The 24,396-nt window shown below is 60.6% G+C and carries 17 protein-coding genes; 9 read left to right on the forward strand and 8 right to left on the reverse strand.

What is annotated here, in order from left to right; all coding sequences use genetic code 11:
- Nucleotides 1-5,018 precede the first annotated feature (5,018 nt).
- From trxA to KSW38_RS09130, 5 genes are all read right to left on the reverse strand, one after another.
- The gene (gene trxA / locus KSW38_RS09110) at nt 5,019-5,345 is read right to left on the reverse strand and encodes a thioredoxin (RefSeq protein WP_216924410.1); all 327 of its coding nucleotides are present in this window, start codon (nt 5,343-5,345) and stop codon (nt 5,019-5,021) included.
- Between the two features lie 37 nt (nt 5,346-5,382).
- A complete protein-coding gene (trxB, locus tag KSW38_RS09115) occupies nt 5,383-6,339 on the reverse strand; it encodes a thioredoxin-disulfide reductase (protein WP_216924412.1) in 957 nt (318 codons plus the stop codon).
- A gap of 290 nt (nt 6,340-6,629) precedes the next feature.
- A complete protein-coding gene (locus tag KSW38_RS09120; RefSeq protein ID WP_216924414.1) occupies nt 6,630-8,336 on the reverse strand; it encodes a discoidin domain-containing protein in 1,707 nt (568 codons plus the stop codon).
- Nucleotides 8,337-8,477: 141 nt separating this feature from the next.
- Nucleotides 8,478-10,541 (reverse strand): murein biosynthesis integral membrane protein MurJ, encoded by a 2,064-nt coding sequence (gene murJ / locus KSW38_RS09125; RefSeq protein ID WP_216924416.1) that lies wholly within the window; start codon nt 10,539-10,541, stop codon nt 8,478-8,480.
- A 26-nt stretch (nt 10,542-10,567) separates the two neighbouring features.
- Nucleotides 10,568-11,071: an NUDIX hydrolase gene (locus KSW38_RS09130; RefSeq protein WP_216924651.1), complete on the reverse strand. Its 504-nt coding sequence runs from the start codon at nt 11,069-11,071 to the stop codon at nt 10,568-10,570.
- Between the two features lie 196 nt (nt 11,072-11,267).
- Between KSW38_RS09130 and KSW38_RS09135 the strand changes: the two genes are divergently transcribed.
- The 5 genes from KSW38_RS09135 (at nt 11,268) to KSW38_RS09155 (ending at nt 17,188) form a co-directional block, all read left to right on the forward strand.
- Nucleotides 11,268-12,749, forward strand: coding sequence for a CCA tRNA nucleotidyltransferase (locus tag KSW38_RS09135; RefSeq protein WP_216924418.1), 1,482 nt, complete (start codon nt 11,268-11,270; stop codon nt 12,747-12,749).
- Nucleotides 12,746-13,327 (forward strand): histidine phosphatase family protein, encoded by a 582-nt coding sequence (locus KSW38_RS09140; protein ID WP_216924419.1) that lies wholly within the window; start codon nt 12,746-12,748, stop codon nt 13,325-13,327. Before KSW38_RS09135 ends, KSW38_RS09140 begins: the two co-directional genes overlap by 4 nt.
- A gap of 611 nt (nt 13,328-13,938) precedes the next feature.
- Complete coding sequence (locus KSW38_RS09145) at nt 13,939-14,079, forward strand: hypothetical protein (protein ID WP_216924421.1); 141 nt, start codon at nt 13,939-13,941, stop codon at nt 14,077-14,079.
- Nucleotides 14,080-14,235: 156 nt separating this feature from the next.
- Nucleotides 14,236-15,747 carry a glycosyltransferase family 87 protein gene (locus KSW38_RS09150; RefSeq protein WP_216924423.1) on the forward strand — a complete coding sequence of 504 codons (1,512 nt, stop codon included), beginning with the start codon at nt 14,236-14,238 and terminating at the stop codon, nt 15,745-15,747.
- Nucleotides 15,740-17,188, forward strand: coding sequence for a phytoene desaturase family protein (locus KSW38_RS09155; protein WP_216924425.1), 1,449 nt, complete (start codon nt 15,740-15,742; stop codon nt 17,186-17,188). The genes KSW38_RS09150 and KSW38_RS09155 overlap by 8 nt, the downstream gene beginning before the upstream one ends.
- 24 nt (nt 17,189-17,212) lie before the next feature.
- Here the strand turns inward: KSW38_RS09155 and KSW38_RS09160 are convergent, their stop codons facing one another.
- Nucleotides 17,213-17,818, reverse strand: coding sequence for an NAD(P)-dependent oxidoreductase (locus tag KSW38_RS09160; RefSeq protein WP_216924427.1), 606 nt, complete (start codon nt 17,816-17,818; stop codon nt 17,213-17,215).
- Nucleotides 17,819-17,901: 83 nt separating this feature from the next.
- On the opposite strand from KSW38_RS09160, the gene KSW38_RS09165 reads away from it, so the two are divergent.
- On the forward strand, nt 17,902-18,300 hold the full coding sequence (locus tag KSW38_RS09165; RefSeq protein WP_216924429.1) for a winged helix-turn-helix transcriptional regulator: 399 nt from the start codon (nt 17,902-17,904) through the stop codon (nt 18,298-18,300).
- A gap of 48 nt (nt 18,301-18,348) precedes the next feature.
- On the opposite strand, the gene KSW38_RS09170 is transcribed toward KSW38_RS09165, so the two are convergent.
- Both KSW38_RS09170 and KSW38_RS09175 read right to left on the reverse strand, forming a co-directional pair.
- Nucleotides 18,349-19,050: an ABC transporter ATP-binding protein gene (locus tag KSW38_RS09170; RefSeq protein ID WP_428982376.1), complete on the reverse strand. Its 702-nt coding sequence runs from the start codon at nt 19,048-19,050 to the stop codon at nt 18,349-18,351.
- Between the two features lie 31 nt (nt 19,051-19,081).
- The gene (locus KSW38_RS09175; protein WP_216924432.1) at nt 19,082-20,161 is read right to left on the reverse strand and encodes an ABC transporter permease; all 1,080 of its coding nucleotides are present in this window, start codon (nt 20,159-20,161) and stop codon (nt 19,082-19,084) included.
- 196 nt (nt 20,162-20,357) lie between these two features.
- On the opposite strand from KSW38_RS09175, the gene KSW38_RS09180 reads away from it, so the two are divergent.
- From KSW38_RS09180 to KSW38_RS09190, 3 genes are all read left to right on the forward strand, one after another.
- Nucleotides 20,358-21,635, forward strand: a complete 1,278-nt coding sequence (locus KSW38_RS09180) for a sensor histidine kinase (protein ID WP_216924434.1) — start codon at nt 20,358-20,360, stop codon at nt 21,633-21,635.
- Nucleotides 21,632-22,288, forward strand: a complete 657-nt coding sequence (locus KSW38_RS09185; protein ID WP_216924436.1) for a response regulator — start codon at nt 21,632-21,634, stop codon at nt 22,286-22,288. The genes KSW38_RS09180 and KSW38_RS09185 overlap by 4 nt, the downstream gene beginning before the upstream one ends.
- Before the next feature lie 111 nt (nt 22,289-22,399).
- Nucleotides 22,400-24,394 carry a penicillin-binding transpeptidase domain-containing protein gene (locus KSW38_RS09190; RefSeq protein WP_216924438.1) on the forward strand — a complete coding sequence of 665 codons (1,995 nt, stop codon included), beginning with the start codon at nt 22,400-22,402 and terminating at the stop codon, nt 24,392-24,394.
- Nucleotides 24,395-24,396: the final 2 nt, after the last annotated feature.

Consider the following 24,396-nt stretch of genomic DNA (forward strand, 5'->3'; position numbering starts at 1 on the left):
CCGTGCTCGTGCTTTGCTCTATCGCGGACGTCATGAGGTCTTGCCCCTCGTGGCTTGTTTCACGTGAAACGGAACCTCCCCCTGTGAACTCAGCGGACGGACTATCCTCGTCTAGGCAGGGAACAGAGTGAATCCGACAGCGGCAGATTAGAAATGCTGACTACGATCCGCGCCGTCTTATAGTGTGGGTCTTCGTAGGGAGGCACTGGAGTGTTTCACGTGAAACACACAGATCTTTAGCCGGGCTGAAGTAGACGGCGGGTGGAAACCCAGGAGCTTCGGGACAGAACGAAGGATCGAACTACAAGCCTGCTATTCGTGTTCGTTGGGAGGGCCGAAACACCGTATCGCGGTAGGCGTCAACCATGACTGCCAATTCCAGGACCCTCCATGGCCGGACAGTTCTACGTAGGGTAAGGGAATGTCTCCGCTCGTTAGATGCTTACTGAGAGACGACTCCCTGTTGAGACGGTTCATGCTTTCAGTGCCTGCCATTTCTGAAATGGTTCGTGCTCTCGTGATCCAACTGCGCCTGCGTGTTCATGTAGTTCAGAGGCGTAGGGGGCGGAAGCACAACGGCCGACTGGCGGTTTAGTAAGCTAGTCGGCCTTGGATTTTCCTGTAGGTAGCCGGCGGGCTGCAGCACCGCAACCACACTTCCTCGCCGAAGGCAGTGGCGGTTTTCAAGCCGGTACTTCAGTCCATGTCGATCTAGGATGTTCTGCTCACGGCACGGGCGGCTCCTGAACTGTCGTCCTGTGCTGCCGACTGAGGGGTTGTATGTCCTGGCAGGCCCTGTTGCCGGCGGCGACCAAAGGCCTCGAGCGTACTATGCAGGTGGACCGTCGAGTCGGCAGAGTCAGAGAGGACGAAGGTGCCCCTCCCCATGTCCTGAGACCAGACGAACGATTGAGGCAAGGAGAGGCTCGGCGCTCCGTCCAGGAGACGTCTCCCCTGTTGCGTCTCCCACAGGGGCGACAGTCATTCCTCCGTGACTTCTGGGCGGCACGGCCTAGAGGTACTGGCGGTCGAAGCCGTGCCCTTGGTTCATCTAAGCCCTTCGTTCAAAGTAGCAATTCCAATGTTGATCTCTCTGGCTATTCCAGGTAGATGGCTTGCTCCACGGTTTGACCTGGGCTGCCACACAGCTAGACCTGACCCGGAGACGCCGTCTAACGCTGGGGGTCCTTCATGCGGCCCACGTAGACTACGGTCCCACGGCTATGGACACTGAGTGATTTGAGGAGTGATGCCGCAACATCAGGCCTAGCGCTAGTTGATTGGGACGGCAGGGCTGTGGATAGATCTGATGTTGTACGTCTCTCTGAAAGGGCCGTGTACTGCTTCTGGTCTCAGCTATAGTTCGAGTTGTGCAAGTCGAGCATCACCCCGTCTTTGAGAACATCCTTAAGGGACAATACTGAGTCGACGCTGAGCTTCGTCGCCGAAGAGTATTTGTTTCACGTGAAACACGATCCCATCCTCTACTCCACGACGGAGCGGCGTGTGAGGCACGGATCAAGCACATGTTTGGGCGGTGGATAAGCCTGTGGATAACTGTGGGGATAAGACTGTGGATGGTTCGTGGGTACACGCCCCTTGGCGAGAGCAGTTTCGTTGCGAGCGAGGAACACCTTGACCACGCTCGACCCTGAGTAGACGGCCGTATGTTCCACGTGAAACGCTCCACCGCCGCAAGGGATGTAGTTCATGTCACATGACCCCAAAAAACTTTGATTTGCGGGGAATTTGGCGCACTTCCTAGCAGCGGCGAGACTCAGTATGCCGCTGCTTTCGAGAACGCACCACGAAGGCGAAATTTAGCGACCAGAATGAGCCGAGCGCCGAGCTTTCCAAAAGATGCCTGAATGCTCTTGTGGGCAGTGGAAAAGCCTGTGGATAACATTGTGAATAACGCCACCCGTTCTTCCAGCCTTTCTCTCGCTGCTGCCTTCACGCGACATGAGTGTTTAGGGCCTCCTCACAATTAGACGGAAGCTAGACTCCATCTCCGAAGCGACTGCCGTGGAGGCGGTCCAGCCCGATCACCACCCAGGGCCCCTCCGTCACCCTTTACATCGGTCCATCAGCTTTCCTAGAGAGTCACGCTCCATGAGGGCCTGGTTTACAGAGGTGCCAGATTCGGGTGTCGACAGTCAGTAGGGGCATCTTTGATCCGATGTCTCCGGGCAGGACATGACTGACGGGTTAAGCAGACTGCGCTGAGCTGGACAGCCGCCCCAGGGGCTGGCACTGATCCAGAGAACACTGGGTCCTGCCCAGGAGTCGCTGTATGGCGGCTCGCCAATAGTTCAGGCAAGGAGTACAGTCTCGACGACTATGCGAGTTCGTGATGTTCGTTCGGGCAGCGCAGGAACCCACACGGCGCTTGTTATGGGCGTGGTTGGATGCAGTCGTCCTCTAGATTGGCGTGCTATTGGACCAGGCCACCCTCGGCCCATGCACGGCCAAAGGCTGTCGGATGTTAGTCCCGCTGACAGTATCTAGCAAGACAGTCAGGTTCCTGACTATGACCCCGACTCCGTTCGTGTTTCACGTGAAACAGCACCGCCTCTAGGTGCCCGTCGCGGCCGTGAGATGAAGTGAAAGGCCTGGTTCCCGAGAGTGAGTCCGCAGGGTCGTGGCGTACTGAACGGCGCAGGTAGCTCTCTGGTTGAGACAATGCACTACGCAGTTCAGACTCATGTCTCTATTTGAAGGTATCGAGCCTTATCCCTTCCTGGGTTTCGTCTAAGCTGAGCGGGAGCCGTGGCTGAATCACCCAACAGTAGGCTGGCCAGCCCCTAGGCTCCACAAGAGGTGACATGCAAATAGGGAGTCCGCCTATCGATAGGTGAGAAAACATCGAAAACATCGATGATCCCGCCTGGAGGGACCGATAAGACATCGGGGTACCTTTCCAAGGCGTCTGTTCGACCCTCGAAGAGCCCCCATGGCCCTGTGAGCGGCCCCGTTGTAGTGCAGGCCTCTACTCCCACCTGTCGTGCCTCCGTTCTTGTGGGGCGATATTAGGTCTTGGAAGCGCCGAAGGTACTGGGAGGCAAGGGTGACAACGAACGAGGCGTAGGTGCAAAACCAGAAGCTGCCGGGCACCGGTCCTTATGTTTCACGTGAAACGGATGTCCGTGTCAGGTGATCCATTGTTCCGAACGAACTAGGACGAAGCAGTGCTGATCCACATGGACAGATTATGCAGTTGGCCTTGTCAGCGGAGTGGCATTAGGCGCGGGACAGTGCGAAGAGTCCGTAAGTCACCATCGACGGTCTGAGATCGAACGCCCATGACGGATTGAAGTTCGACGACCCTCCAACGATGGGACATGAAAGCTTAAGTATTGCCTCACTAGGGCCTCAAATATCCACGCACATCCAGGGTCTAGTCCCCAAGTAGAGGAGGGACAATTGTTGCTCGCTGAGGCTGCAAGAACGTGTAAGGCTCGAGAGTCACTGCCTCCGGAGTGGTTCACATAAGGCTCGGATTGGCCGACTGGAGTGAACGACGTGGCTGTTTGACTGTGGGACGGAGCGGATTTGAAGCGTGGCGGCCGCTCTCAGGCGTATGTCCATAACCTTCGGGCTGTCTCTGGCTGGGTGGAGGGCAGTCGGCTACTCCCCCCGGGGAGGCCTATTCGCAGAGAGAACAGTAGATACGATGCTTCCCGGATGTTTGTACTACATTCGGTGGGCATTATTTCTGAGACCGTCGGGGACGGCGTTTCGTTCGGGTGTCAGTTTTCGCACTTCGATAGCCCATCAAGTAGGTGAGCGTTCGTCTGAGACGGTCAGACAAGAGCGGGGTGCGAACCAAGGCTACCTAGATCCCTGAGTCGCCCGCCGTTGCGTTCGGACAACTTGTCGTGCTGCGAAGTATCAGGGCCTATTTTTACTAGGACGGGCCCCTTCAAAGCCACTCCTATCCTGAGTTGGATCCCTAGAATTCGCAATTCCGTTCAGGGTGCATCGATGCGTTTCACGTGAAACATAGTGGAGACCGCCTGCCTCTACGATGAACCCACCGCGCCTAACGCAGCATCTATCCTAGGTGAGGAAGGTATGGAACCCCAGGCAATACCGAACCTCGGCCGTTTCACGTGAAACATCTACACCGACGCCTCCCCGGTGACAACAGAGGCATCGACTATAGAGAGACGCCAACTCGCGTCCGGGATGCTTCTCAAAGCGCGAGCAGCATGAATTCACTGCTGTTGATTTCGAAATTCTCTTGTATGGGGGCTTAGCGATGCAAACAGGAGCCGCGGAGGGAACTGAAGGACCCCCATTAGGGCACTTGAGACTCGTGGGTGTTGTTTGACATGACCGTACGTTCCCGCGAGGGCGTTGAGTCCAGAGGCGAGGTTCGATGTTGTCACAATGAGGACCGTTGCGGAATCGCAGATTCAAACGAACGCAGCTGATCAACGGAAGGTCTTGTCAGGGTGTCCTTGACATGTTGCTATCCGAAAGACCGTCGGTCGTGACGCAAAATCCGAAGTCCACAGGCATTGAAGCACCATGGGAAGTCGTCCAGGCACGACTGATGGATTGCATCAGTGGTAGTTTCCCCGTCGATCTAGGTGCGAGCTGAGGCTTGCCGCCCGAGTTGGAGTTAGCTCTGTCCGATTGAACATGACTCCGACAGAACGTCCAGCCGGGGATCATCACTGGACACCGACGACATTCTTCATGGCCCGTGGGGATGTGAGAGAGGATCGGCTGGGAGGGGGTGGGGATGTGAGTGAGGATCGGCTGGGAGGGGGTGGGGATGTGAGAGAGGATCGGCTGGGTGGGGTGGGGATGTGAGAGAAGATCCGAGTTTGCCTACCCCAGGTAAGGGCAACATGCATTGAGGAGTTCTGAAGACGCACAAGGCGTTTGGTGCAATCCGACACTCAAAAACAAACTGTACCGGGTTCAAATTGACTAAATGCAAAAAGCCGGCGGCTCCCACTCCTTCAGGAGCGACAGCCGCCGGCTTTTCACTGACTAACTAAGGGAACCTAGGACAAAACGTCCGCAAATTCCTTTTCGAAGAACTGCTTCGGCTTGGCGCCGATGACCGTGCTCTTCACTTCTCCCCCGCTGAAGAGGTAGACAGCCGGGATGGACGTGATGCCGTACTCGGCGGCGATGGCCGGGTTGTCGTCGACGTTGAGTTTCACGACGTCAACCTTCTCGCCGTACTCAACGGAGATCTCGTCGAGGATCGGGCCGAGTTTGCGGCAGGGTCCGCACCACTCTGCCCAGAAGTCCACGATAACCGGCTTCTCGGAAGCCAGGACGTCCGTGCTGAAGCTTGCGTCAGTTACGTCTTTAGCGTTGCTCATAACTTTTCCCTTCGTATGGTTGCTGGTCTGGTGAAGCTCAGGATTGCAGGTCTGCGAGGTAGTGCTCGACATCGAGCGCAGCCACACAACCGGAGCCCGAGGCCGTGATGGCCTGGCGGTACGTGGGGTCGATGACGTCGCCTGCGGCGAACACACCCTTGATGTTGGTACGGGAAGTCCGGCCCTCTACGGCGATGGTTCCTTCGGGGGTCAGATCAACTTTGCCCTTCACAAGTTCCGTGCGGGGATCGTTGCCAATGGCGACGAAGACGCCGGTAACGTCGAGTTCAGACTCGGTGCCGTCCACCAGGTTCTTGAGCTTGAGGCCTGTGACCTTGTCACCGCCGAGGACATCCTCTACAGCCGTGTTCCAAATGAAGTTGATCTTCTCGTGCGCCTGGGCGCGGTCGCCCATAATCTTGGAAGCCTTGAGGGTGTCCCGTCGGTGGACCACAGTAACGGACTTGGCGAACTTGGTAAGGAAGAGCGCTTCTTCCATGGCGGAGTCGCCACCACCGATGACTGCGATGTCCTGATCCTTGAAGAAGAAACCGTCGCAAGTTGCGCACCAGCTAACGCCGTGACCGGACAAGCGCTTCTCGTTCTGAAGCCCAAGCTCGCGGTAGGCGGAACCGGTGGACAGGATGATGGCCTTCGCCTGGAAGGTCTCCCCCGTGCCAATGGTGACCGACTTGATGTCGCCGTCGAGGTCCAATTCGGTGACGTCCTCGAAGAGAATCTCGGTACCGAAGCGGGCCGCCTGCTTTTCGAAGTTTTCCATGAGATCTGGACCCATGATGCCTTCGGGGAAGCCTGGGTAGTTTTCAACGTCCGTGGTGTTCATCAATTCGCCACCAGCAGTGACGGAGCCGGCAATGAGCAGAGGCTTCATGTTGGCGCGGGCGGTGTAAACAGCGGCTGTGTAGCCGGCAGGGCCTGAACCTACGATGATGACGTCACGCACCTGGGATGCGTTGTTTTCTGCAATGCTCACTTGGCGTGAACCTCTTCCTTAGTCGATGCTGCGGCTTTCGGGGCAGCCATCTGACTCAACCCCTGTTGCGTTCCAAATATTCCGTTGGAATTGGGGACCCTCAAAGCCACCATCATTCAGGGTACCGTCTGGAGTGGTGGCGAATCGAAGCGGGGACGCCGGATGACTGGTGGCCACATCGGTCACAAGGCCTCGCGGACATGCAAGAAGTAGGTAACAGCACATGCCGTTCTGAAGGCTCAAAACGCGCTCAACTGCGACCTAGTTGGGTAAGCGGAGCGAAAACGGAACTACTGGACCCTGACCTCGGCCAACCGCAGACCAAATCCGAACTGTGTCTTGGGGGCAGCAAGTTTAGGCAGCGTCTTGATGACCACTATGACGTACTGGGTCTGCGTGGGCGCGGCCAGCGGCATCGTCAGTTCCGGGGACGTGAAGCTGTTGGTGCCCACGAGCTTGGCGCCGTCCATTGCGGGACGATCGTTGGTGTAAACGCTGATGCTTCCACCTGATCCGCCCAACTGGTTCAGCACCACTGACTTGACCTCTGTGGGCTCCTTGAGCTTCACCACCAAGGGCATCTCACCTGAGAGTCCACCCCAGTTAGCGGAAGCGAACTCCATGTCGGACCAGTAACTGGCCGGGTTCCCATCAAATGCTTTGGGAAGGTCTTTGTCGAACGATGCAGCGAACGGGAAATCGCCGAGGCGGGTAATGCCATCGATGGCCGGAGGCGTTGCGGGAGCAGCGGTCTCGCTGGGCGTCGGTTGTTCCGATTCGGTGCCCGCTGATGGCGATGACGCTGTTGTTTTGTCTGAGGCCGCAGGAGCGCCGCTCGGCAGGAGGCTGCCCAGATTGGTGACCGCCAGGACAAGGCCCACGATCAATACGGCAGCAAGCAGACCGCCTACGAGCCAACGCATGGACCGCGGCTCGCGTTCCGGGGTTTCGTCCTCGTAGACCTCTTCATCTTCGTAATCTTCAGTGGCAGCAGCCGACGCTGGGAAGCTGGTAGGAGCCCGATCGTAACCAGGGTCCGAGCTTCCTCCAGCGGCTTGAGCCGCGCCACCGGCAGCGAGGCCGTAGTCCTCTTCAGACCAGAGGGAAACCTTTGGCTCCCCGGCAGGCTCGCGAGTCGGTGCGGGCTGCGGGTTCACAGGTTGTGAAGCGACAGGCTGCGAAGTGACGGCTTGGGTAGGCGGCTGAACCGGTGCAACGGGCGTGGTAGCAGGCGAAGCTCCGGACGACGGCGACTGTACTGCCTGCGTCGCAGGCTGGGTTCCCGTAGTAGCAGCGGCACCAGAAGCCCCAGCACCGGCAGCCCCATTAGCGGCAGCCCCGGCGTCGTGGTTCTTGGATCCGGCGTTCTTCAGCGCGGCAGCGGCGGCAACTCCTGCTGCCCCGGCGCCAGCTGCAGCAGCAGCGAGCTTCCCCGCGAGACCGCCCCTGGCCGATGACGGGCTGGAAGAAGGCATAGGCGGAAGGTTGCTGGCCTGCGTGGCCGGCGCTTCGTGGTCAGCATCCGATTCCGATTGGACCGGGTAGCCATTTTCGTCGTACTGAATGTACTCGGCTTCGTGCTCATCGTCTTCGTAGAGGCCGTCATAGGTTTCGGGCTCGTACGTGCGGGCCTGGCCAAAGATCTCGCTGCCGAGGGTTTCCGTGAAGAACGGTTCCACGTACGGCGGGTGGGTTGCGACCACCAGGTCCAGGAGGTCCGGCGCAGTGCTGTGGTTGGTAATCAGGTACGTGGTGTTGTCGCTGACTCCGAGGTCCAGGATCTGGACATGGCCAGGGCGCTCCCCCGTGGCGACTTCGCGGGCGCTCTGAGCTACCTGCTCGGCATTTCCGGGACCGGCAACGAGGATGCTGACGGGGCGGTTGAGGACCTGGTCCACGCCGTCGAGCACCAGATCTTGGTCATGCGAGGTCAATACGGTGGCCGTGACCTTATAGCGGCCGCCAAGCACTGATCCGACGTCGATCGGGTGGGACACGTGTTCCTCCTAGGCTGTCCGGGAGCTGCGGGGCCCTGCACGCGGTCCGCCCGGCGAGCCGGTTGTACCGCTTTTGCAACTACCTGTATTCATTTCTAGCCTAGCCGATTGGCGCCCGCCGCCCATGTTGGCGGCACCGGTTCACTTCTTCCGCTTCTGCCTGGCGTGCTGTCCAACGTCCCCGTCGGCGGGAAAGTAGGGATTTTGGCCAGGTTCGCCTTGGTAGGTTCGCCTGCCTGGCAACGGGACCTGCGGGTGGAACCTTCCTCCTCTGGCCGTGCCCGGTACGTCCTCATCCGGCAGATACTTCGCGTGGGGTTCTTCAGAGCGGGATGTGTCAGCAAAGTCTGGAGTTTTGGCTGGAGCCTCGACGGCGGGCTCCGGTTCGAGTGCCGGGCCGGCCCTGAAGGAGGCAGCGTCGAACTCGCCCGAGATGCGCGGAATCAAACCGGTATCGTCCGAGACCGTGGCGCGTGCCGCCGTCGTGGGTTCAGCAGCGGCCCCCGCAACGGCAGGTGCGCCGCGGCCAAAGCGGCCCATCAGCGGGCGCATCAGATCGCGCAGCTCGGTGACATGGAAAACGCGAAGCAGGAGCAGATAAGCCACCAGCATGACGGGCCCGACGACGACCACGGTCACCAGGGCCGCTGGCCGGCTGCTCCACGCGAAACCATCTGCACGGTAGCTGCCCAGAAGCCACAGCGCCAGAGCACCCGCAATCGCAGAGCCCAGGCCCGCGTAGCCCATGCGGATGTAGGAGTTAGCGATCCGGGGACCATCGAGATGGCCCAGCATGCGACGCAGGAACCACACGCTGATCACCACGGAAAGAATGTTCCCCAAGGTGTAGAGGACGGCGATCGCATAGATGATCTGGCCCACTGGCAGGAACTGGATGATAAACGCGCCAACAACATAAACAACGGCAAGCAACAGCTGCACATAGAGGGGCGTGCGCGCGTCCTCGTTGGCGTAAAACACGCGCGACATCATGAAGTTTGCGCTCATGAACGGCGTGCTCAACGCCAGGATGGTGAGCGTCTGGGCAAGCATGACGCCGTCCTGGGGCTTCCCGCCGGAGAAGAACATGCCCAGCGGGCCAGCAAGCGCGAACAGCGCCAGTGCTCCAAAAACTGTTGCCACAGCCATGGTTCGCAGCCCATGCGAGAGCGCGTCACGCAGTTCTGCCTTGTTGCCATCCTGTGACGCCCGCGTCATTCGGTTAAAGAGGACAGTGGCCAGCGACAGGGCAATGATCGAGTGCGGCAACAGGTAGAGCTGGCTCGCAACTTCAAGGACGGCGTTACCTGGGAGAGTGGAGGCCGCTGTGGTCTGGCCTGAATTGTCCAGCCGGAGCCGCTCGGCGCCGGGAATTGTGGCAATTTTCATGACGTACAGGAACGCCAACTGCCCGACGGCGGCAGTCAGCAGCGTCCACACGCTCAGCTTGGCTGCCTGGCCCAGTCCGACGCCGCGCCATCCGAAACGGGGCCGCAGACCCAGCTTCAGCCTCATGACGGGAATAAGAAGGATGGCGGTTTGGGCGATGACTCCGAAGGTGGAGAACCCGGCAATCAGGAATGTCTGGGTTGGTCCCCAATTATCGAGTGTGTGCGGATTAGTGTAGTTGGCACCCAGGATCCAGATGAACATACCCAGGCCGGCTATGGCCACCACGTTGTTCAGGATGGGAGCCCACATAGCGGGGCCAAATGCGCCGTGCGCGTTCAGGACCTGTGTCAGCAGGGCATAAAGGCCGTAGAAGAAGATCTGTGGAAGGCACCAGAATGCGAAAGTGACCGCCAGGGCCTTCTGCTGTTCCGAGTAGCCCTGGGTCGTTAGGTCGATAACGATGGGCGCGGCCAGGGTCACGAGGGCCGTCAGCGCCAGCAGCACCAGAACAGCGAGGGTCAGGAGTCGGCTGATGTAATCAGCGCCGCTGTCCGCACCCTTGCTGGCCTTGATGATCTGCGGGACCAGGACGGCGTTGAACACTCCGCCAGCCACCAACAGGAAGATCAGGTTGGGAAGGTTGTTCGCGTTGATGAACGTGTCATTGACCGTTGAACCCAGGCCGAGTGCAGCGCCGAGCATCCACGTTTTGGCGAAGCCAAGGAACCGGGAAACCAACGTTCCCGCAGCCATGATGGCGCTGGAACGTGCTTCTCCGGATTGAACGGACTGGGTAGTTTTGGCTTCAGACATCGCCTTTATCGTCCCATGTAGCCGGGTCAGAGGTGTTCGGGGAGCACTTCCCGTGCCAAGTCGGCGATGCGGCGTTCATTTGGGAAGGACAATTTGCGCGCCAATTCCTGGATGGGGACCCATGCGGCGTCCACTGCCTCCTGGTCCGGGTCGTTCTCGATGGTGAGCTCGCCGCCAGTGGCCCGGAGCAGGAAATGGTGAACGGTTTTGTGGACCCGGTGGCCGCTCACGGTGAACCAGTAGTCAATGCTGCCCAGGGGCGCCAGGATGTTGCCCTCGATGCCGGTTTCCTCGGCGATCTCGCGGACGGCAGCTTCCTCGTTGTTCTCCCGGCCTTCCGGATGGCCCTTGGGCAGGCACCATTCAAGCCGGCCACCCCTATTAAGGCGGGCGATAATCGCGACCCGGAGTTCGCCGTCGGACGTGTCTACTACGACACCGCCCGCAGACACTTCCTCCACAGTGGGAAGGGAGGCCTGGACCGGGTGCTGCGGGGCAGGCGCGACGTGCGCGCCGATTGCCGACGGCAACGGTGCGTTCGTCCTCCTGCCAGGAGCGCTCGGGATCGGATTGGCCATGAAGTCCACTCTAACGACTCTTGCCCTCGAGTGATGACCGGGACATGGCCGCAAGATGGACTGCAGGAGACACGCGTTACGGGTCCGCTGGTTTTCGGATGTAACTCTGGCCCAATGCTGCGGAAAAATCTGCCAAGCTTAAGGAACTATGGCGCACGTATTGGACAGTTCTTCAGTTAACTTCACCATCGATCCGGTGGTGCTCGATCTCGGGCAGCGCTTTGTCGACGCCGGCTTCGAGCTGTCCTTGGTTGGTGGACCTGTGCGCGACCTCTTCCTGGGGAGGACGTCCCCGGACCTGGACTTCACCACAGACGCGACGCCCGACCAGACGATTTCCGTCATCAAGAAGTGGGCGGACAACTTTTGGGAAATCGGACGCGCTTTCGGCACGATCGGGATGAAGAAGAACGGCTTCCAGATCGAAGTCACCACGTACCGCGCCGAAGCGTACGATCCTGACTCGCGTAAGCCCGTAGTCGCCTTTGGCAACTCCTTGACCGAGGACTTGCTGCGCCGCGACTTCACCATCAATGCCATGGCCTTGCGGCTGCCGAGCCTGGAGCTGGTGGACCCTTTCGGTGGCGTCCGGGACCTCCACGCCTCCGAACTCGCCACTCCCGGCGCCCCTGAGGCGTCCTTCTCGGATGACCCGCTGCGCATGATGCGTGCGGCTCGTTTCGCGTCCCAGCTAGGCGTCTCGGTTCACGACGACGTCCGTCTCGCCATGTCCCAGATGGCGGACCGCATCAAGATCATCTCCGCCGAGCGGGTCCGCGATGAACTGGTCAAGCTGATTAACGGCGCGCACCCCCGCGTCGGCATCGACCTCCTGGTGGACACGGGGCTGGCTGAGTTTGTCCTTCCCGAAGTATCCGCGCTTCGCCTGGAAGCCGATGAACACCACCGCCACAAGGACGTTTATCAGCATTCCCTGCAGGTCCTTGAACAGGCCGCGGCGTTGGAAACCGGTGCGGACGGTCCCGTACCGGGCCCGGACTTTGTGCTTCGGTTCGCTGCGTTGATGCACGACGTCGGCAAGCCGGCTACGCGCCGGTTCGAACCGGGCGGCGCGGTGAGCTTCAGGCATCACGACGTTGTGGGTGCCAAGCTGACGGCCAAGCGAATGAAGGCGTTGCGCTTCGACAACGAGTCGATCAAAGCCGTGTCCCGACTGGTCGAATTGCACATGCGGTTCTATGGGTACGGAGACGCTGGCTGGACGGATTCCGCCGTGCGCCGTTACGTGACCGATGCCGGTCCGCTGCTGGAACGCCTACATCGGCTTACGCGATCCGACGTCACTACGCGTAACCAGCGAAAGGCCGACCGCCTGTCCTTCGCCTACGATGACCTTGAGCATCGAATCTCTGCGCTCTTGGAGCAGGAATCGTTGGCGGCTGTTCGGCCCGACCTCGATGGAGCGCAGATCATGGCGCTTCTGGGGCTAAAGCCAGGTCCTGTCGTCGGCAAGGCCTACAAGTTCCTCCTCGAAGAACGGATGGAACACGGTCCGCTGTCCCCGGAGGAAGCCGAGAAGAAGCTCTTGGCGTGGTGGGAAGCGCAACCCGAGTCCGCCGTCGTCGACCCTTCAACCGAAACCGCCGCAGAAACCAAGGAGTCCTCATGAACGCCGCGATCTCCCCGCGTCCGCAACTTTGGATCCTTCGCCACGGCGAGACGGAATGGTCCAAGAGCGGCCAGTACACAGGCTTGACCGACCTTCCCTTGACCGTCGAGGGTGAGCAGCAGGCTGTCGAAGCGCGCAAAGTCCTTGAGGGCATCGACTTCGATCTCGTTCTGACCTCCCCCCTGCGTCGCGCCCGCCGCACGGCTGAACTTGCAGGCTTTCCCGATGCTGTCCACGAGCCGCTGGCGGTGGAATGGAACTACGGGGACTATGAGGGCGTCAGCTCCGACCTCATCCGCAAGGACAATCCGGACTACCTCATTTGGACGGACGGGGTGCCCAACGGCGAAACGCTGGACGAAGTGGCCGCCCGCGCTGACAAGATCATTGGACGCGTCCTGGAATCGGGCATGGACAATGTGCTGGTAGTTGCACATGGCCATTTCTCCCGTATTCTCACGGCCCGGTGGCTGGAAATGGATGCCAAGGAAGGCCGCCACTTCATTCTTGGAACAGCCAAAGTATGCACGCTTGGTTGGGATAAGCGGACGCCGGCGATTGTCCGTTGGGGCCTCTAAAACGCGAATTTAGAAAAACTTTTGGCTAAATAGCGAATTGTGCTGGTCAAGACTCCTATTCATGGGGTAGCTTATATCTTGTTCCCAGAGCGACCCGCCGGGAACAAGGCGCGCATTGCCCTGGTTAATCAGCCGGACGTAATGCCACAGCGGAAAAGGAGGTTGGGAAAAATGATTACTTTGACTAGCGGATGGAATGTGACCGTCACTGCTACCCCGGCCTCTTGCGCTGATCGACGCCCTTTTTCGAAGTATTTTTCGAAGCACTGACCACTCCCTGAACCACCGGACCGGCTCCAACGCCGGCGGTCTTCATGGCCAACCGTTAAGGGTGGCATTCTGAGCAGTCAGTTGTAGGCGCAGACCCACGCAACAAGCCGTGGGTGCGCAGTTTCCCCAAAGTTCGGAACCAGCTTCTTGTTGGGGACGACTGCAGGAAGCACACGTAATTGTGCACGATCATTCGCCGCTCGCGCACAGGTCTGCCCACTCCCCCTATTATCGTCGGGCTATTTGTGCGCTCTTTTATGCCTTGATTTCTCCTGAATTCAATTGGCTTTATTTGTTGTGCCCAATTCCGGCAATTTCCTGCATGAAAGGAGGTGAACCACATGCCAAAACGCACTAAGGACCTACGCTTCTACAAGAGCAGCGATGCTCCCAAGGAACGCACGCTGTTCAACGACCAGTTGCTCAGGCAGGGTCGTGAAGACGTCTTCGTCGTCCTGCACCAGATGGGACTCATCCGTTGATGCCCTTCATCTCTTCCGAAGGAGTTTCCGGTGCCGCAGATGCATGCTGAACCGCAGGAAGCCCACGCGGCTACGCGTGGGCTTCCCCCCTTTTAACTGGTCGGTCAGAGCTGCTCCGGTGGCGTTACCCAAGCTGCCTGACTGTAAGCTCGATTTATGCAGGAGACGAAGCCGCACCGGCAGCGAAAACTTGCCCGCTTTGTGGTTCCAAGCCGCAGCGACTCCCTGCTTCGTAACTTCACGGAGGTTGTCGGTGGGCCCTTGGGCCGCCACTCAGCCCCAGGACAGATCTCCCCTGCGCCGTTTACGGTTGAACGCGTCCTCGTTATCCTCACCGTGATCGCTGCCCTGCTGGCCGTGCTGGCGAAGGACTATTGCCGCGTCAATGGCTGGGAAACGCCCACGCAGTTTTACGCCACGTGCTACTCCGACTTCCCGGAGCTCTTCCGCAACCGCGGCTTGGGCGATGGAGTGTTCCCCTTCTTTACACAAGGCAGCTTGTTTGAGTACCCGGTCATCATGGGGATCATCGCAGGCTTGACGGCGCTGCTCGTACCAGGACAAGGGGTGGGCCCCGAACGCATTCTGGGTTACTTCGACGTCAACGCAACGCTGATTGTTGCCGTGTGGATAATTACCGTCCTCCTGACAGCTCGAATGAACAAGCGTCGCCCTTGGGATGCCGCCATGGTGGCCCTGGCCCCGGGAGTCGTCCTTGCGGGGTTCATCAACTGGGACATGTGGGCGGTGGCCCTGCTCGCGTTGGCCATGTACTTCTTCTCCCGCGACAAGTTGATCCTGGCGGGAATCTGCATCGGGTTGGGAACGGCCACCAAGCTGTACCCCGTCCTCATCCTGGGTGCCATTTTGGTGTTGGCGCTGCGCAGTGGTCGTCTGCGGACCTTCTTGGTGACCGCCGCTGCGGCTGCCGCGGCATGGCTGGCCGTAAATTTGCCCATCGCTGCAATGAACCCTTCGGGCTGGCGCTACTTCTTTGAATTCACCCAGGAACGACCCGCCGGATACAGCTCGCCCTGGTTCGCGTTCAACCTCGTGGCTGATCGGCTTCAATGGACCCAACTTAACGCTGCCACTATCAACTCGCTTGCGCTGAACCTCTTTGTCATTGCTTGCGTGTTGATCGGTGCCCTGGCTTTGACGGCGCCCAGGCGCCCCCGCCTTGCCCAGCTGGCCTTCCTGATTGTGGCCGCGTTCATCCTCACAAACAAGGTGTACTCTCCCCAGTTCGTCATCTGGCTCATTCCGCTCCTTGCCCTTGCGAGGCCACGCTGGCGGGACTTCCTCGTTTGGCAGGCCGCTGAAGGCCTGCACTGGGCTGCAATATGGATGTACTTGGGCATGGCCACCAGCGGTGGGCCCGTGCAGCACAACATAGATATGTCCTACTACGTCCTGGCTGTGGCCTTGCACATGCTTGCAACGGCGTACCTGATGGCGAGGGTGGTGATGGATATCTTGGATCCATCGCAGGATCCCCTACGCGCATTGGGCGAAGACGATCCCCATGGTGGGCCTTTCGAAGGCACCAAGGATTGGCTCAGGATCGACCTTCTCCATCCGTCCATGTCAGCTCTCCCCTGGCGTTCTGGGATTGAGCCCGCCGAGCCTAAGGCTCCCCGGCAGTTGGAGGTTGGTAGCGATGGCTGATGTCGCCGTCGTCGGTTCTGGTCCCAACGGTCTAGCCGCAGCAGTGACCATGGCCCGCGCAGGGCTGGAGGTACATCTGTACGAGGCCGCCGATGCCATCGGGGGCGGGACCCGGACAAGCGAGCTGATCGAGCCGGGATACCTTTACGATGTATGCTCCGCGGTGCATCCAATGGCACTGGCGTCTCCTTTCTTCAAGGAATTCAACCTTGCGCAGCGCATTGAGCTGCGCTTGCCTGAAGTCCAGCACGGCACGCCGTTGGACGTGGGCGGAGCCGCCCTCGCTTACCAGTCCTTGGAACGGACCGCCATGGAACTGGGGGCGGACGGCCCAGCGTACCGCCACCTGATTGCGCCCCTCCTTGCGCGCGTCAACGGCGTAGTGGACTTTACGTCGAACCAGTTGCTCCGCGTGCCCAAGGATCCCCTTGCTGCTGTGCTGTTTGGCCTCGCGACCCTTGACCAAGGAACACCGTTCTGGGGACGGCGCTTCCGTGAAGAGGCTGCTCCCGCTTTGTTGACCGGCGTGATGTCCCACGCTTTGGGCTCCCAGCCATCGCTTAGTTCCACGGGTGCCGGGCTCTTGCTCGCCGTCCTGGCCCACGCAGGCGGATGGGTGGTGCCCGTGGGCGGATCCGCAGCTATCGCAGGTGCCATGGCGGAGGACCTCATTGCCCACGGCGGGACCATCCAAACCGGTGTGCGCGTGGATTCTTTCGATCAGGTCAGGCCAGCAAAGGCCATCCTGTTGGATGTTGCGCCTCCGACGCTTGCACGTCTGGGTGGCGCTGAGATACCCGACAATTATCGTCGGGCATTGGATGCATTCCGCTTCGGGAATGCAGCGTGCAAAGTGGACTACATTCTCTCGGAACCTGTTCCTTGGCTTGCCCCTGGCCTGAGGCAGGCGGGGACGGTTCATGTGGGTGGTTCGCGAATGGCCATGGCCGAATCCGAGAACCTCGTGGACATGGGCAAACACCCAGCGGAGCCCTACGTGCTGGTATCCCAACCGTCCCTGGTGGACTCGTCGCGGGCACCGGTGGGGCGACACATCCTGTGGACCTACTGTCATGTGCCGGCTGGCTCTGATGTGGACATGGCGGAGGCTGTCACTGCACGGATTGAACGGTATGCGCCAGGCTTCCGGGACGTGGTGGTTGCCTCGAAGACCACGACGGCGGCTGAACTGGCCGCTTACAACGAAAACTACGTGGGTGGCGACTTCAGTGCAGGTCTGCTGGATATGCGGGGCTTGGTACAAAGGCCGGTAGTCTCCAACGTTCCGTGGCGTACACCCGTGCCGGGCGTCTACTTGTGTTCTTCATCCACCCCGCCCGGGCCTGGTGTTACAGGGATGCCCGGGTACCATGCGGCGAAGCATGCCCTCAAGGACATATTCCAGATGCCGGTACCCGGGCTCGGCCTGACTGTCGGCTAGCCCCGACTTAGGCCAGGCTGCTATTTAGTTTGCAGCCGTGAATCGTGCGCGGCGGTGAGCAGGGCTTTCGATTTCGTCCAGCATGGCCACGGCGTAGTCCTGCGAGGAGATGCTGTTACCGGCCGGGGTATCCTTGGCCACGTTGTATTCACCGGTACGCTCGCCGGGTTGGATAACCGGGGCTGGGGCAAGAACCGTCCAGTCGACGTCCTCCGGGGTCTGCTTGACGGCTTCCAGCGCCTTCGCGGCGGTGGTGGCTTCGGCCTTGTATGCCTCGGGGAAGTCCGGGGAATCGAGGAGTCGGACGCCGTCTACCTCGAGGGTGCCGGCACCGCCAACGATCATGAGGCGGGTTCCTTCGGCGTTGCTGTAAGCAGCGGCCATGGCATCGAGCCACTCTCCATGGTCCCCGCCGGTGCGGCTGGGACCGGTAGCCAGCACAACGACGTCGTGGTCCTTTGCAATGGAGGCAAAGACCTCCGCGTCGGCCAAATCGGCTACCTGGGCAGTTGCGCCGGCGACCTCGGTGCCCTTGCGGGAGATAGCCGTGACTTCATGGCCGCGGGTGAGGGATTCATTGACGATTTCACTGCCGACCATGCCCGTTGCGCCGTAGACTGCGATTTTCATGACTCTCCTTTGGGTTGCTATCCTTGCGATAACACGAAGGTATCTATTTGATACTGATAGCTTCAAAGAAACTGAGTTACCTCATGGATACTAATGGCCTGCCAGGGAACATCCTGGATCCCAATTGCCCATCCCGCGTGATCTTCCAAAGAATCGGGGACAAGTGGGCATCTCTGGTGATCCAAGTCCTCGGTGACGGGCCCGTGCGGTTCTCGGAGCTGCGCAAGATGGTCCACGTTGTCACGCCGAAGGTCCTGACGCAGACGCTGCGTGCCCTGGAACGTGATGGGCTCATTACGCGGACCGTCCACGCCCAGGTGCCGCCGCGAGTGGATTACGAACTCACACCGATGGGTGAATCCCTCCTGCAACCCCTCACCCTTTTACGTCAGTGGGCGGAGAGCCACGTCCCCACGATTCTCGAAGCCCGCGACACCTACGACGAAGCCCAGGATGACCTGTTGCTCGGCTCATCCAACTAAGTAGCAGTTAAGCGCGTTCTGGACGCTCAAAACGCGCTCTACTGCGACCTAGTTGGGCAGGGCGGACGGGAGTGCGGCAGGGCTGATTCGTCCGTCCCGCATGGTTGTGACGGAGTCCGTCAGGGGAAGGAACTCCGTATCATGCGTGACCATCACGGTGGCAGTGGAGAACTCGTCCGTAATCCGACGCAACAACCTGACGATCGATTCGCTGCGTTCGTGGTCCAGGGCTGCGGTAGGTTCGTCCACCAGCAATACGGTGGGGCTGCCCATGAGCGCCCGGGCGACGTTCACCCTCTGCCGCTGCCCACCCGATAGCTGGTGCGGCCTCTTGTTTGCTGATGCGGCCAAGCCCACGATCTTCAAGAGTTCATGTGCTTTGCCAAGGGCCTCATGGACAGCCTTGCCGCGCAGGTGGTCCCGGATCAGCAGCTGCTCGACGGCGGTCAGCGACGGAAGAAGGTTGGGCTGCTGGAAGATGATGCCCACCTTGTCCCGCCGCAAGGCAGTGCGCTCGGCGTCCTTGAGCGCTGAAACGTCCTGGCCGTCGATGACGACGAGTCCCGAGGTGGGCTTCACGAGCGTGGCCGCAACAGCCAAGAGCGAGGATTTGCCGGAACCGGACGGACCCACCAAGGAGAGGAACTCTCCGCGTCCGACTACAAGGTCGACGGCGTCCAAAGCTTTGAGGCTTGACTCGCCATCGGGATACTCAAGGGAGATGTCGATGAGATTCAGTGCATGGGTCACAATGTATGCCTCTCTGGGAATGTTCAAAAACTTAGTTGCCACCGAGGGCAAACAGCGGATCTACTTTGGTGACATTGCGGACCGCGAGGACAGCGCCGCCGAGGCCCAGGACGACGACGCCGACAACCGGCACCAACGTAGTCAAAGGCGTGATGAGGAAGGGCGCTGCGCTGGCCGCGAGAAGTCCGCCCGCGAGGCCCAGCAAACCGCCACCTGCGGCTCCGGCCAGCAGCACTATCGCCGCCTGACCCAAGGCGTCACGCAGGACGTATCCCGCAGAACCGCCGAGTGCTTTGAGGACCGCGATGTCACGCGTCCGCTGCACTGTCCACACAGTAAGGAAGGCAACGATCACCAAGGCCGAGATTCCATAAAGAAATGCCTGCATGAGCATGAGAGAACCGTTCTCACTCTTGTACGAGGCGAGGGCCTGGAACGAGCCGATGGGATCCATGCTCACCGTGCCAGCCGCAGCGTTGGCGGCATCAACGCTGACGGAGGTACCGGCGTCGTACTTTATGGCCAGGACCGTGGCGGTGCCCTGGGGCGCGTGGGCGATCTTTCGCCAGGTGTCTAGCGTCGTCCAGACCACGCCAGTGTGCGAGTACCACTTGTCCTCCACAACTTCTGAAACAGTCAGCTCCGTTCCTCCGACCCGGACTCGACTGGCGGCTTGGAGCCCCAAATCCTTGGCCACGGTTTTGCCGACCACGACGGTCCCGTCCTCAACAGGGGTAGAACCCAAAGAACCGCCAAAAACTGCCACATTTGCAGTGCCGTTCGGAGTGCCACCTTCAGCCAAGGATTGGAGGCGGGTTTGGCTGATGCCCACCGCGTGTGCCGATGAAACGCCGGGTTGTTCCCGCCAGGCTTCGAGCTGCGCATTGGAAACCTCAGACTCGGTGTAGGAGGCCTTCGGCTCCCCGCCCGCCGGTGCACCGAAGACGATCTGCTGTGCAGGCATTGATTCAATGGCCGATGTCGACTGGTTTCCGAGGCCGGCAGTAAGCCCCGAAAGCATGACCAGAAGCAGGGTAATAAGGGCCACAACACTTCCCATGAGCGCGAACCGGCCCCTGGCGAAGCGGATGTCGCGGATGGCTAGAAACATCAGAATCCTTTGCTTGGATGCGGGCTTGGTCCCGACTGAATCCACTCTTCCGCCCAATGGATCCGGGCACATCGGGAGCCCGATGGATTGGCGCACATCAAGGGGTTGAAACCGCCATCATCCGATTGGTTGATTCCTGCTTCGGGACGCGGAATTCCGAGGGAGTGGCGCGTCGGGCGGGGATAGGCTGGGACGCATGCAGGAGACTCCTACCGGCACAGCCACCATCCTCCGTGTGCTGCGGATAAGTCTCCATGTCGGCTTCGCGGTGCTGCTGCTCGTGGCAGTGGTGCGGCTGGTGGCAGGCACTGCGGGCAGTCCGTCGCCGGTGGCTGTTATTGCTGGACTGGCATTGTCAGCCGCCTTGGCCCTTGTGTACCTCGTGGGAACCATCCTCGAAAAACGCCACGCGGGCAATGCCTCCCGGTTCGATCCCACACCTTACTCAGGCTGGTGGCTTGGTGCCGTGATGGCCTTGTGGCTGTTGCTTCTCCTGGTCAGCGGCGATTTCGCATGGGTTGCCTTCCCACTCTTCTTCCTCCAATTGCACGTACTCCCCCGGCGCCTCGCGTTGCCGGCAATCGTGGTGAGCACCGCTTTGCTCATCGGTGCCCTCTGGTTCCACAGCAGGGCTTCGGCCGACGGCGGTCTGCAGCTCGCGATGGTCATGGGACCCATGTTCGGGGCTGGTTTTGCTGTGGTCACCGGACTGGCATACCGTGCCTTGTTCCTGGAGGCCGAGAATCAACGCATTGTTGCCGACGACCTCCGACGAACACGGGCAGAATTGGCCAAAACCCAGCACGACGCCGGGGTCCTGACAGAGCGCGAACGGCTGGCCCGGGAAATTCACGACACCTTGGCACAGGGATTCTCCAGCATTGTCCTGATGGGCAGGTCTGCGGGGAAAGCCTTGGAGGAGGGAGACGTGGAGGCCGCGAATGAACGGTTGAGGATCGTACAGGAGACCGCGTCAGCCAACCTTGCAGAGGCTCGGAGTTTTGTCCGTGATCTCCGGCCACCCGCTTTGGAGGAGTCCGATCTGGTGGACACCTTGCGGAGGCTTTGCGAGAAGACTGAGACCGAAGCAGCCGCCCGGGGAACCGCACTGCGCTGCCGCTTCGAGCTTGTGGGCACCCCCTTGGACTTGCCCACTACTTACCAGACCACCCTGCTTCGGGCCGCCCAGGCTTCCCTTGCGAACGTGTGGGCGCACGCCCGCGCAAGTGCCGTCGTCGTGACTTTGTCCTTCCTCGGCTCGGAGGTAACCTTGGATGTTTTTGACGACGGCGTGGGTTTTGAACCGTCGACGGCGGCCGTCAATGCCCGCGGGGACGGCACCGGCGTGGGACTCCAGAGCCTGCGCGAGCGGCTTGCAGCACTCGAAGGCAGCCTGGATATCGAATCGGCGCCCGGCGAGGGAACAGTGGTTGCCCTTCGGGTGCCGCTGCCAGCCCGGGATGGTGGGGCATGAGTGACATCCGCATCCTCCTGGTGGACGACCACCCTGTTGTCCGGGCTGGCCTCCGGGCGATGCTCGCTGATTTTCCTGGTGTCAGTGTTGTGGCCGAGGCTGCGGACGGTGAAGCGGCGCTGGCCGAACTGGGCAGGTTGAACACTCTGGGTGAGCCCGTGGACCTGGTGCTGATGGACCTTCAAATGGGTAACGGTATGGACGGAGTGACGGCCACAGGCAGGATCAAAGCTGGCCAGGGTGGGACTCCCCCGCCGCCTGTCCTTATCCTCACCACCTACGACACGGACGCTGACATCCTCGCCGCTGTTGAGGCTGGTGCCAGCGGCTACATGCTGAAGGACGCCCCGCCTGAGCAGATCCAGCAAGCTGTCTTATCCGCTGCCGCTGGCCAAACCGCGCTGGCACCGGAGGTGGCGGCCCGACTCATGGGCAGGATCCGGAATCCGTCGCCTGCATTGAGCCCCAGGGAAGTCCAGTTACTGGAACTTCTGGCCACCGGAATGGGCAACCGCGCCATGGCGAAGCAGTTGTTCATTTCCGAGGCAACAGTGAAGACGCACCTTGTTCATATCTATTCCAAGCTGGGCGTGGACAACCGAACGGCGGCGATAGCAGTGGCCGCGCAGCGCAGGATCATTCGGCAGCGGTAAGTCATTTTCGATTGGCACGCCAGCAAGTCGTTCCGGAGGACCTGGCGTGGGGCGGGTCCGCGTTGTGGTCGCGACGAGAAACTGTCAGGGGAACGGGGCATAATGTCGCAAATGGGGAAAATGAAAACACGGAATCTTGTCCTTGGCTTGGTATCGCTGGTGATGGCTGGCTCGCTGACCGCCTGCGATGACGGCCGCGCCGGTGCCGAGGGTGTAGCGAAGCAGCTGGCCTCCTCACTTGCCGCGCTCGACGTCGGTTCACTCGCCGTGGCGGGCAAGGACGCTTCCGCGGCCAACGATGAACTCAACGCGGTGTTTGAGGGACTCGGCGCCAAGCCATCGGTTCAGTCAGGTGACGTGAAGCTCGACGGCGAGACCGCCACCTTCCCTTTGAGCTACAGCTGGAACATCGGCTCAGCAAAATGGGAGTACAGCTCCGAGGCTACGTTGAAAAAGTCCGGTGACAAGTGGGCTGTTCAATGGAACCCCCAGCTCCTTGCCCCGGAACTTTCGGATGGCCAGACGCTCTCCGTTAAGACCGTTCCTGCCCAGCGCGGACAGATCCTCGGCGCAGGGGATGCCCCCATTGTGGAAGACAGGCCTGTTTTCCGCGTTGGTATCGACAAGACCAAGCTTGCCGCAGATCAGGCGGATGCCTCCGCACGGGCAATGGCTGCTTTGCTCGGCCTTGACGTGGAAGACTACGCCAAGCAGGTGGCAGCCTCGGGTCCGCAGGCTTTCGTGGAGGGCATCGTCCTCCGCGCCTATACCCCCGAAATTACCGAAGCAAAGATCACTGCGATTCCGGGTGGTGCGAGCATCCTGGACTCCATGGCGTTGGCACCAACACGCACTTTCGCCCGGGCGCTCCTGGGAAGTGTGGGGCAGGCCAGTGCAGAGCAGATCGAAAAGTCCAATGGTGCCCTGCGGGCCGGGGACACCACAGGAACCGGCGGCCTTCAACAGAAATACGATTCGCTGCTCCGCGGGAAGGACGGCGTGGAAGTGGTCGCCAAGCAGGCAGCGAAGTCGGAAGGCGAGACCCCCGCAACCAAAGTATTCTTCTCGTCCCTTCCTGTGCCTGGAACAACCCTCAAGACCACGCTTGACCTGAAGCTCCAGCAACTGGCCGAAGAAACCCTTGCCGGAGTAGGGCCAGCGTCCGCCATTGTGGCTCTGAAGCCTTCTACCGGAGCTGTGCTCGCGGCCGCATCCGGTCCAGGCAGCAACGGCTACAACACGGCGATGCTTGGCCAGTACGCGCCGGGCTCCACGTTCAAGATCGTCGATTCCCTGGCGCTCTTCCGTGACGGCGCCACACCTGATTCAAAGGTCGAATGCACCCCGACCCTGACAGTTGACGGCAGGACCTTCAAGAACTCCGAGGGCTATCCGGAGAGCTCCTTGGGCTCCGTTACGCTGCGGGACGCGTTTGCCCACTCCTGCAACACCGCCTTCATCAATGCCCGTGACACCGTCAGCCAGGACCAGCTCGAGTCCGCCGCCATGGCATTGGGCGTGGCCGTGGAAGCGCCCAAGCTGGGAGCTGACGCCTTCCTCGGTTCAGTCCCTGGCGCCGCAGAGGGAACCGAGCACGCGGCATCCATGATCGGCCAAGGTAAGGTGCTCTTCTCCCCACTGTCTGCTGCGATCATGGCAGCCTCTGTTGGCAACGGCGCTCCGGTGTCGCCTCAATTGGTGCTGAACCCAGAAGCCCAGAACTCCAGTCCGACAGCGACGCCCACGGAAAGCGGCAGCGCGCCGTCGTCCTCTTCGTCTGGTGCGCCGTCCCCTTCCGCTAGCGCGCCGCCCGCTTCGCCGCCCTCAACCAAGCCGATCACGAAAGAAGAAGCCGCAGCGCTATCAGACATGATGCGGGCGGTGGTGACCTCCGGGCACGCAGGATTCCTCGCCCAGGTGCCGGGAGCGCCCGTTGGGGCAAAAACGGGTACTGCCGAGTTTGGCAATGACGACCCGCCCAAGACTCACGCGTGGATCGTTGCGGTCCACGGAGACTTGGCGGTTGCCGTGTTCGTGGAAGACGGCGGGCTGGGTGCGACCACCAGCGGGCCGTTGTTGAAGTCGTTCCTCACCGCCGCCGGCTAACT

The organism is Paenarthrobacter aromaticivorans, assembly GCF_019038615.1.
Classification (GTDB): domain Bacteria; phylum Actinomycetota; class Actinomycetes; order Actinomycetales; family Micrococcaceae; genus Arthrobacter; species Arthrobacter aromaticivorans.

What these genes read in the sequence shown, in the direction of transcription:
- KSW38_RS09160 (WP_216924427.1), bottom strand. Translation starts at nt 17,818, where the DNA reads ATGAAAATCGCAGTCTACGGCGCAACGGGCATGGTCGGCAGTGAAATC.
- KSW38_RS09155 (WP_216924425.1), top strand. Translation starts at nt 15,740, where the DNA reads ATGGCTGATGTCGCCGTCGTCGGTTCTGGTCCCAACGGTCTAGCCGCA.
- KSW38_RS09150 (WP_216924423.1), top strand. Translation starts at nt 14,236, where the DNA reads ATGCAGGAGACGAAGCCGCACCGGCAGCGAAAACTTGCCCGCTTTGTG.
- murJ (WP_216924416.1), bottom strand. Translation starts at nt 10,541, where the DNA reads ATGTCTGAAGCCAAAACTACCCAGTCCGTTCAATCCGGAGAAGCACGT.
- trxA (WP_216924410.1), bottom strand. Translation starts at nt 5,345, where the DNA reads ATGAGCAACGCTAAAGACGTAACTGACGCAAGCTTCAGCACGGACGTC.
- KSW38_RS09140 (WP_216924419.1), top strand. Translation starts at nt 12,746, where the DNA reads ATGAACGCCGCGATCTCCCCGCGTCCGCAACTTTGGATCCTTCGCCAC.
- KSW38_RS09180 (WP_216924434.1), top strand. Translation starts at nt 20,358, where the DNA reads ATGCAGGAGACTCCTACCGGCACAGCCACCATCCTCCGTGTGCTGCGG.
- KSW38_RS09175 (WP_216924432.1), bottom strand. Translation starts at nt 20,161, where the DNA reads ATGTTTCTAGCCATCCGCGACATCCGCTTCGCCAGGGGCCGGTTCGCG.
- KSW38_RS09165 (WP_216924429.1), top strand. Translation starts at nt 17,902, where the DNA reads ATGGATACTAATGGCCTGCCAGGGAACATCCTGGATCCCAATTGCCCA.
- KSW38_RS09145 (WP_216924421.1), top strand. Translation starts at nt 13,939, where the DNA reads ATGCCAAAACGCACTAAGGACCTACGCTTCTACAAGAGCAGCGATGCT.
- KSW38_RS09185 (WP_216924436.1), top strand. Translation starts at nt 21,632, where the DNA reads ATGAGTGACATCCGCATCCTCCTGGTGGACGACCACCCTGTTGTCCGG.
- KSW38_RS09135 (WP_216924418.1), top strand. Translation starts at nt 11,268, where the DNA reads ATGGCGCACGTATTGGACAGTTCTTCAGTTAACTTCACCATCGATCCG.
- KSW38_RS09190 (WP_216924438.1), top strand. Translation starts at nt 22,400, where the DNA reads ATGGGGAAAATGAAAACACGGAATCTTGTCCTTGGCTTGGTATCGCTG.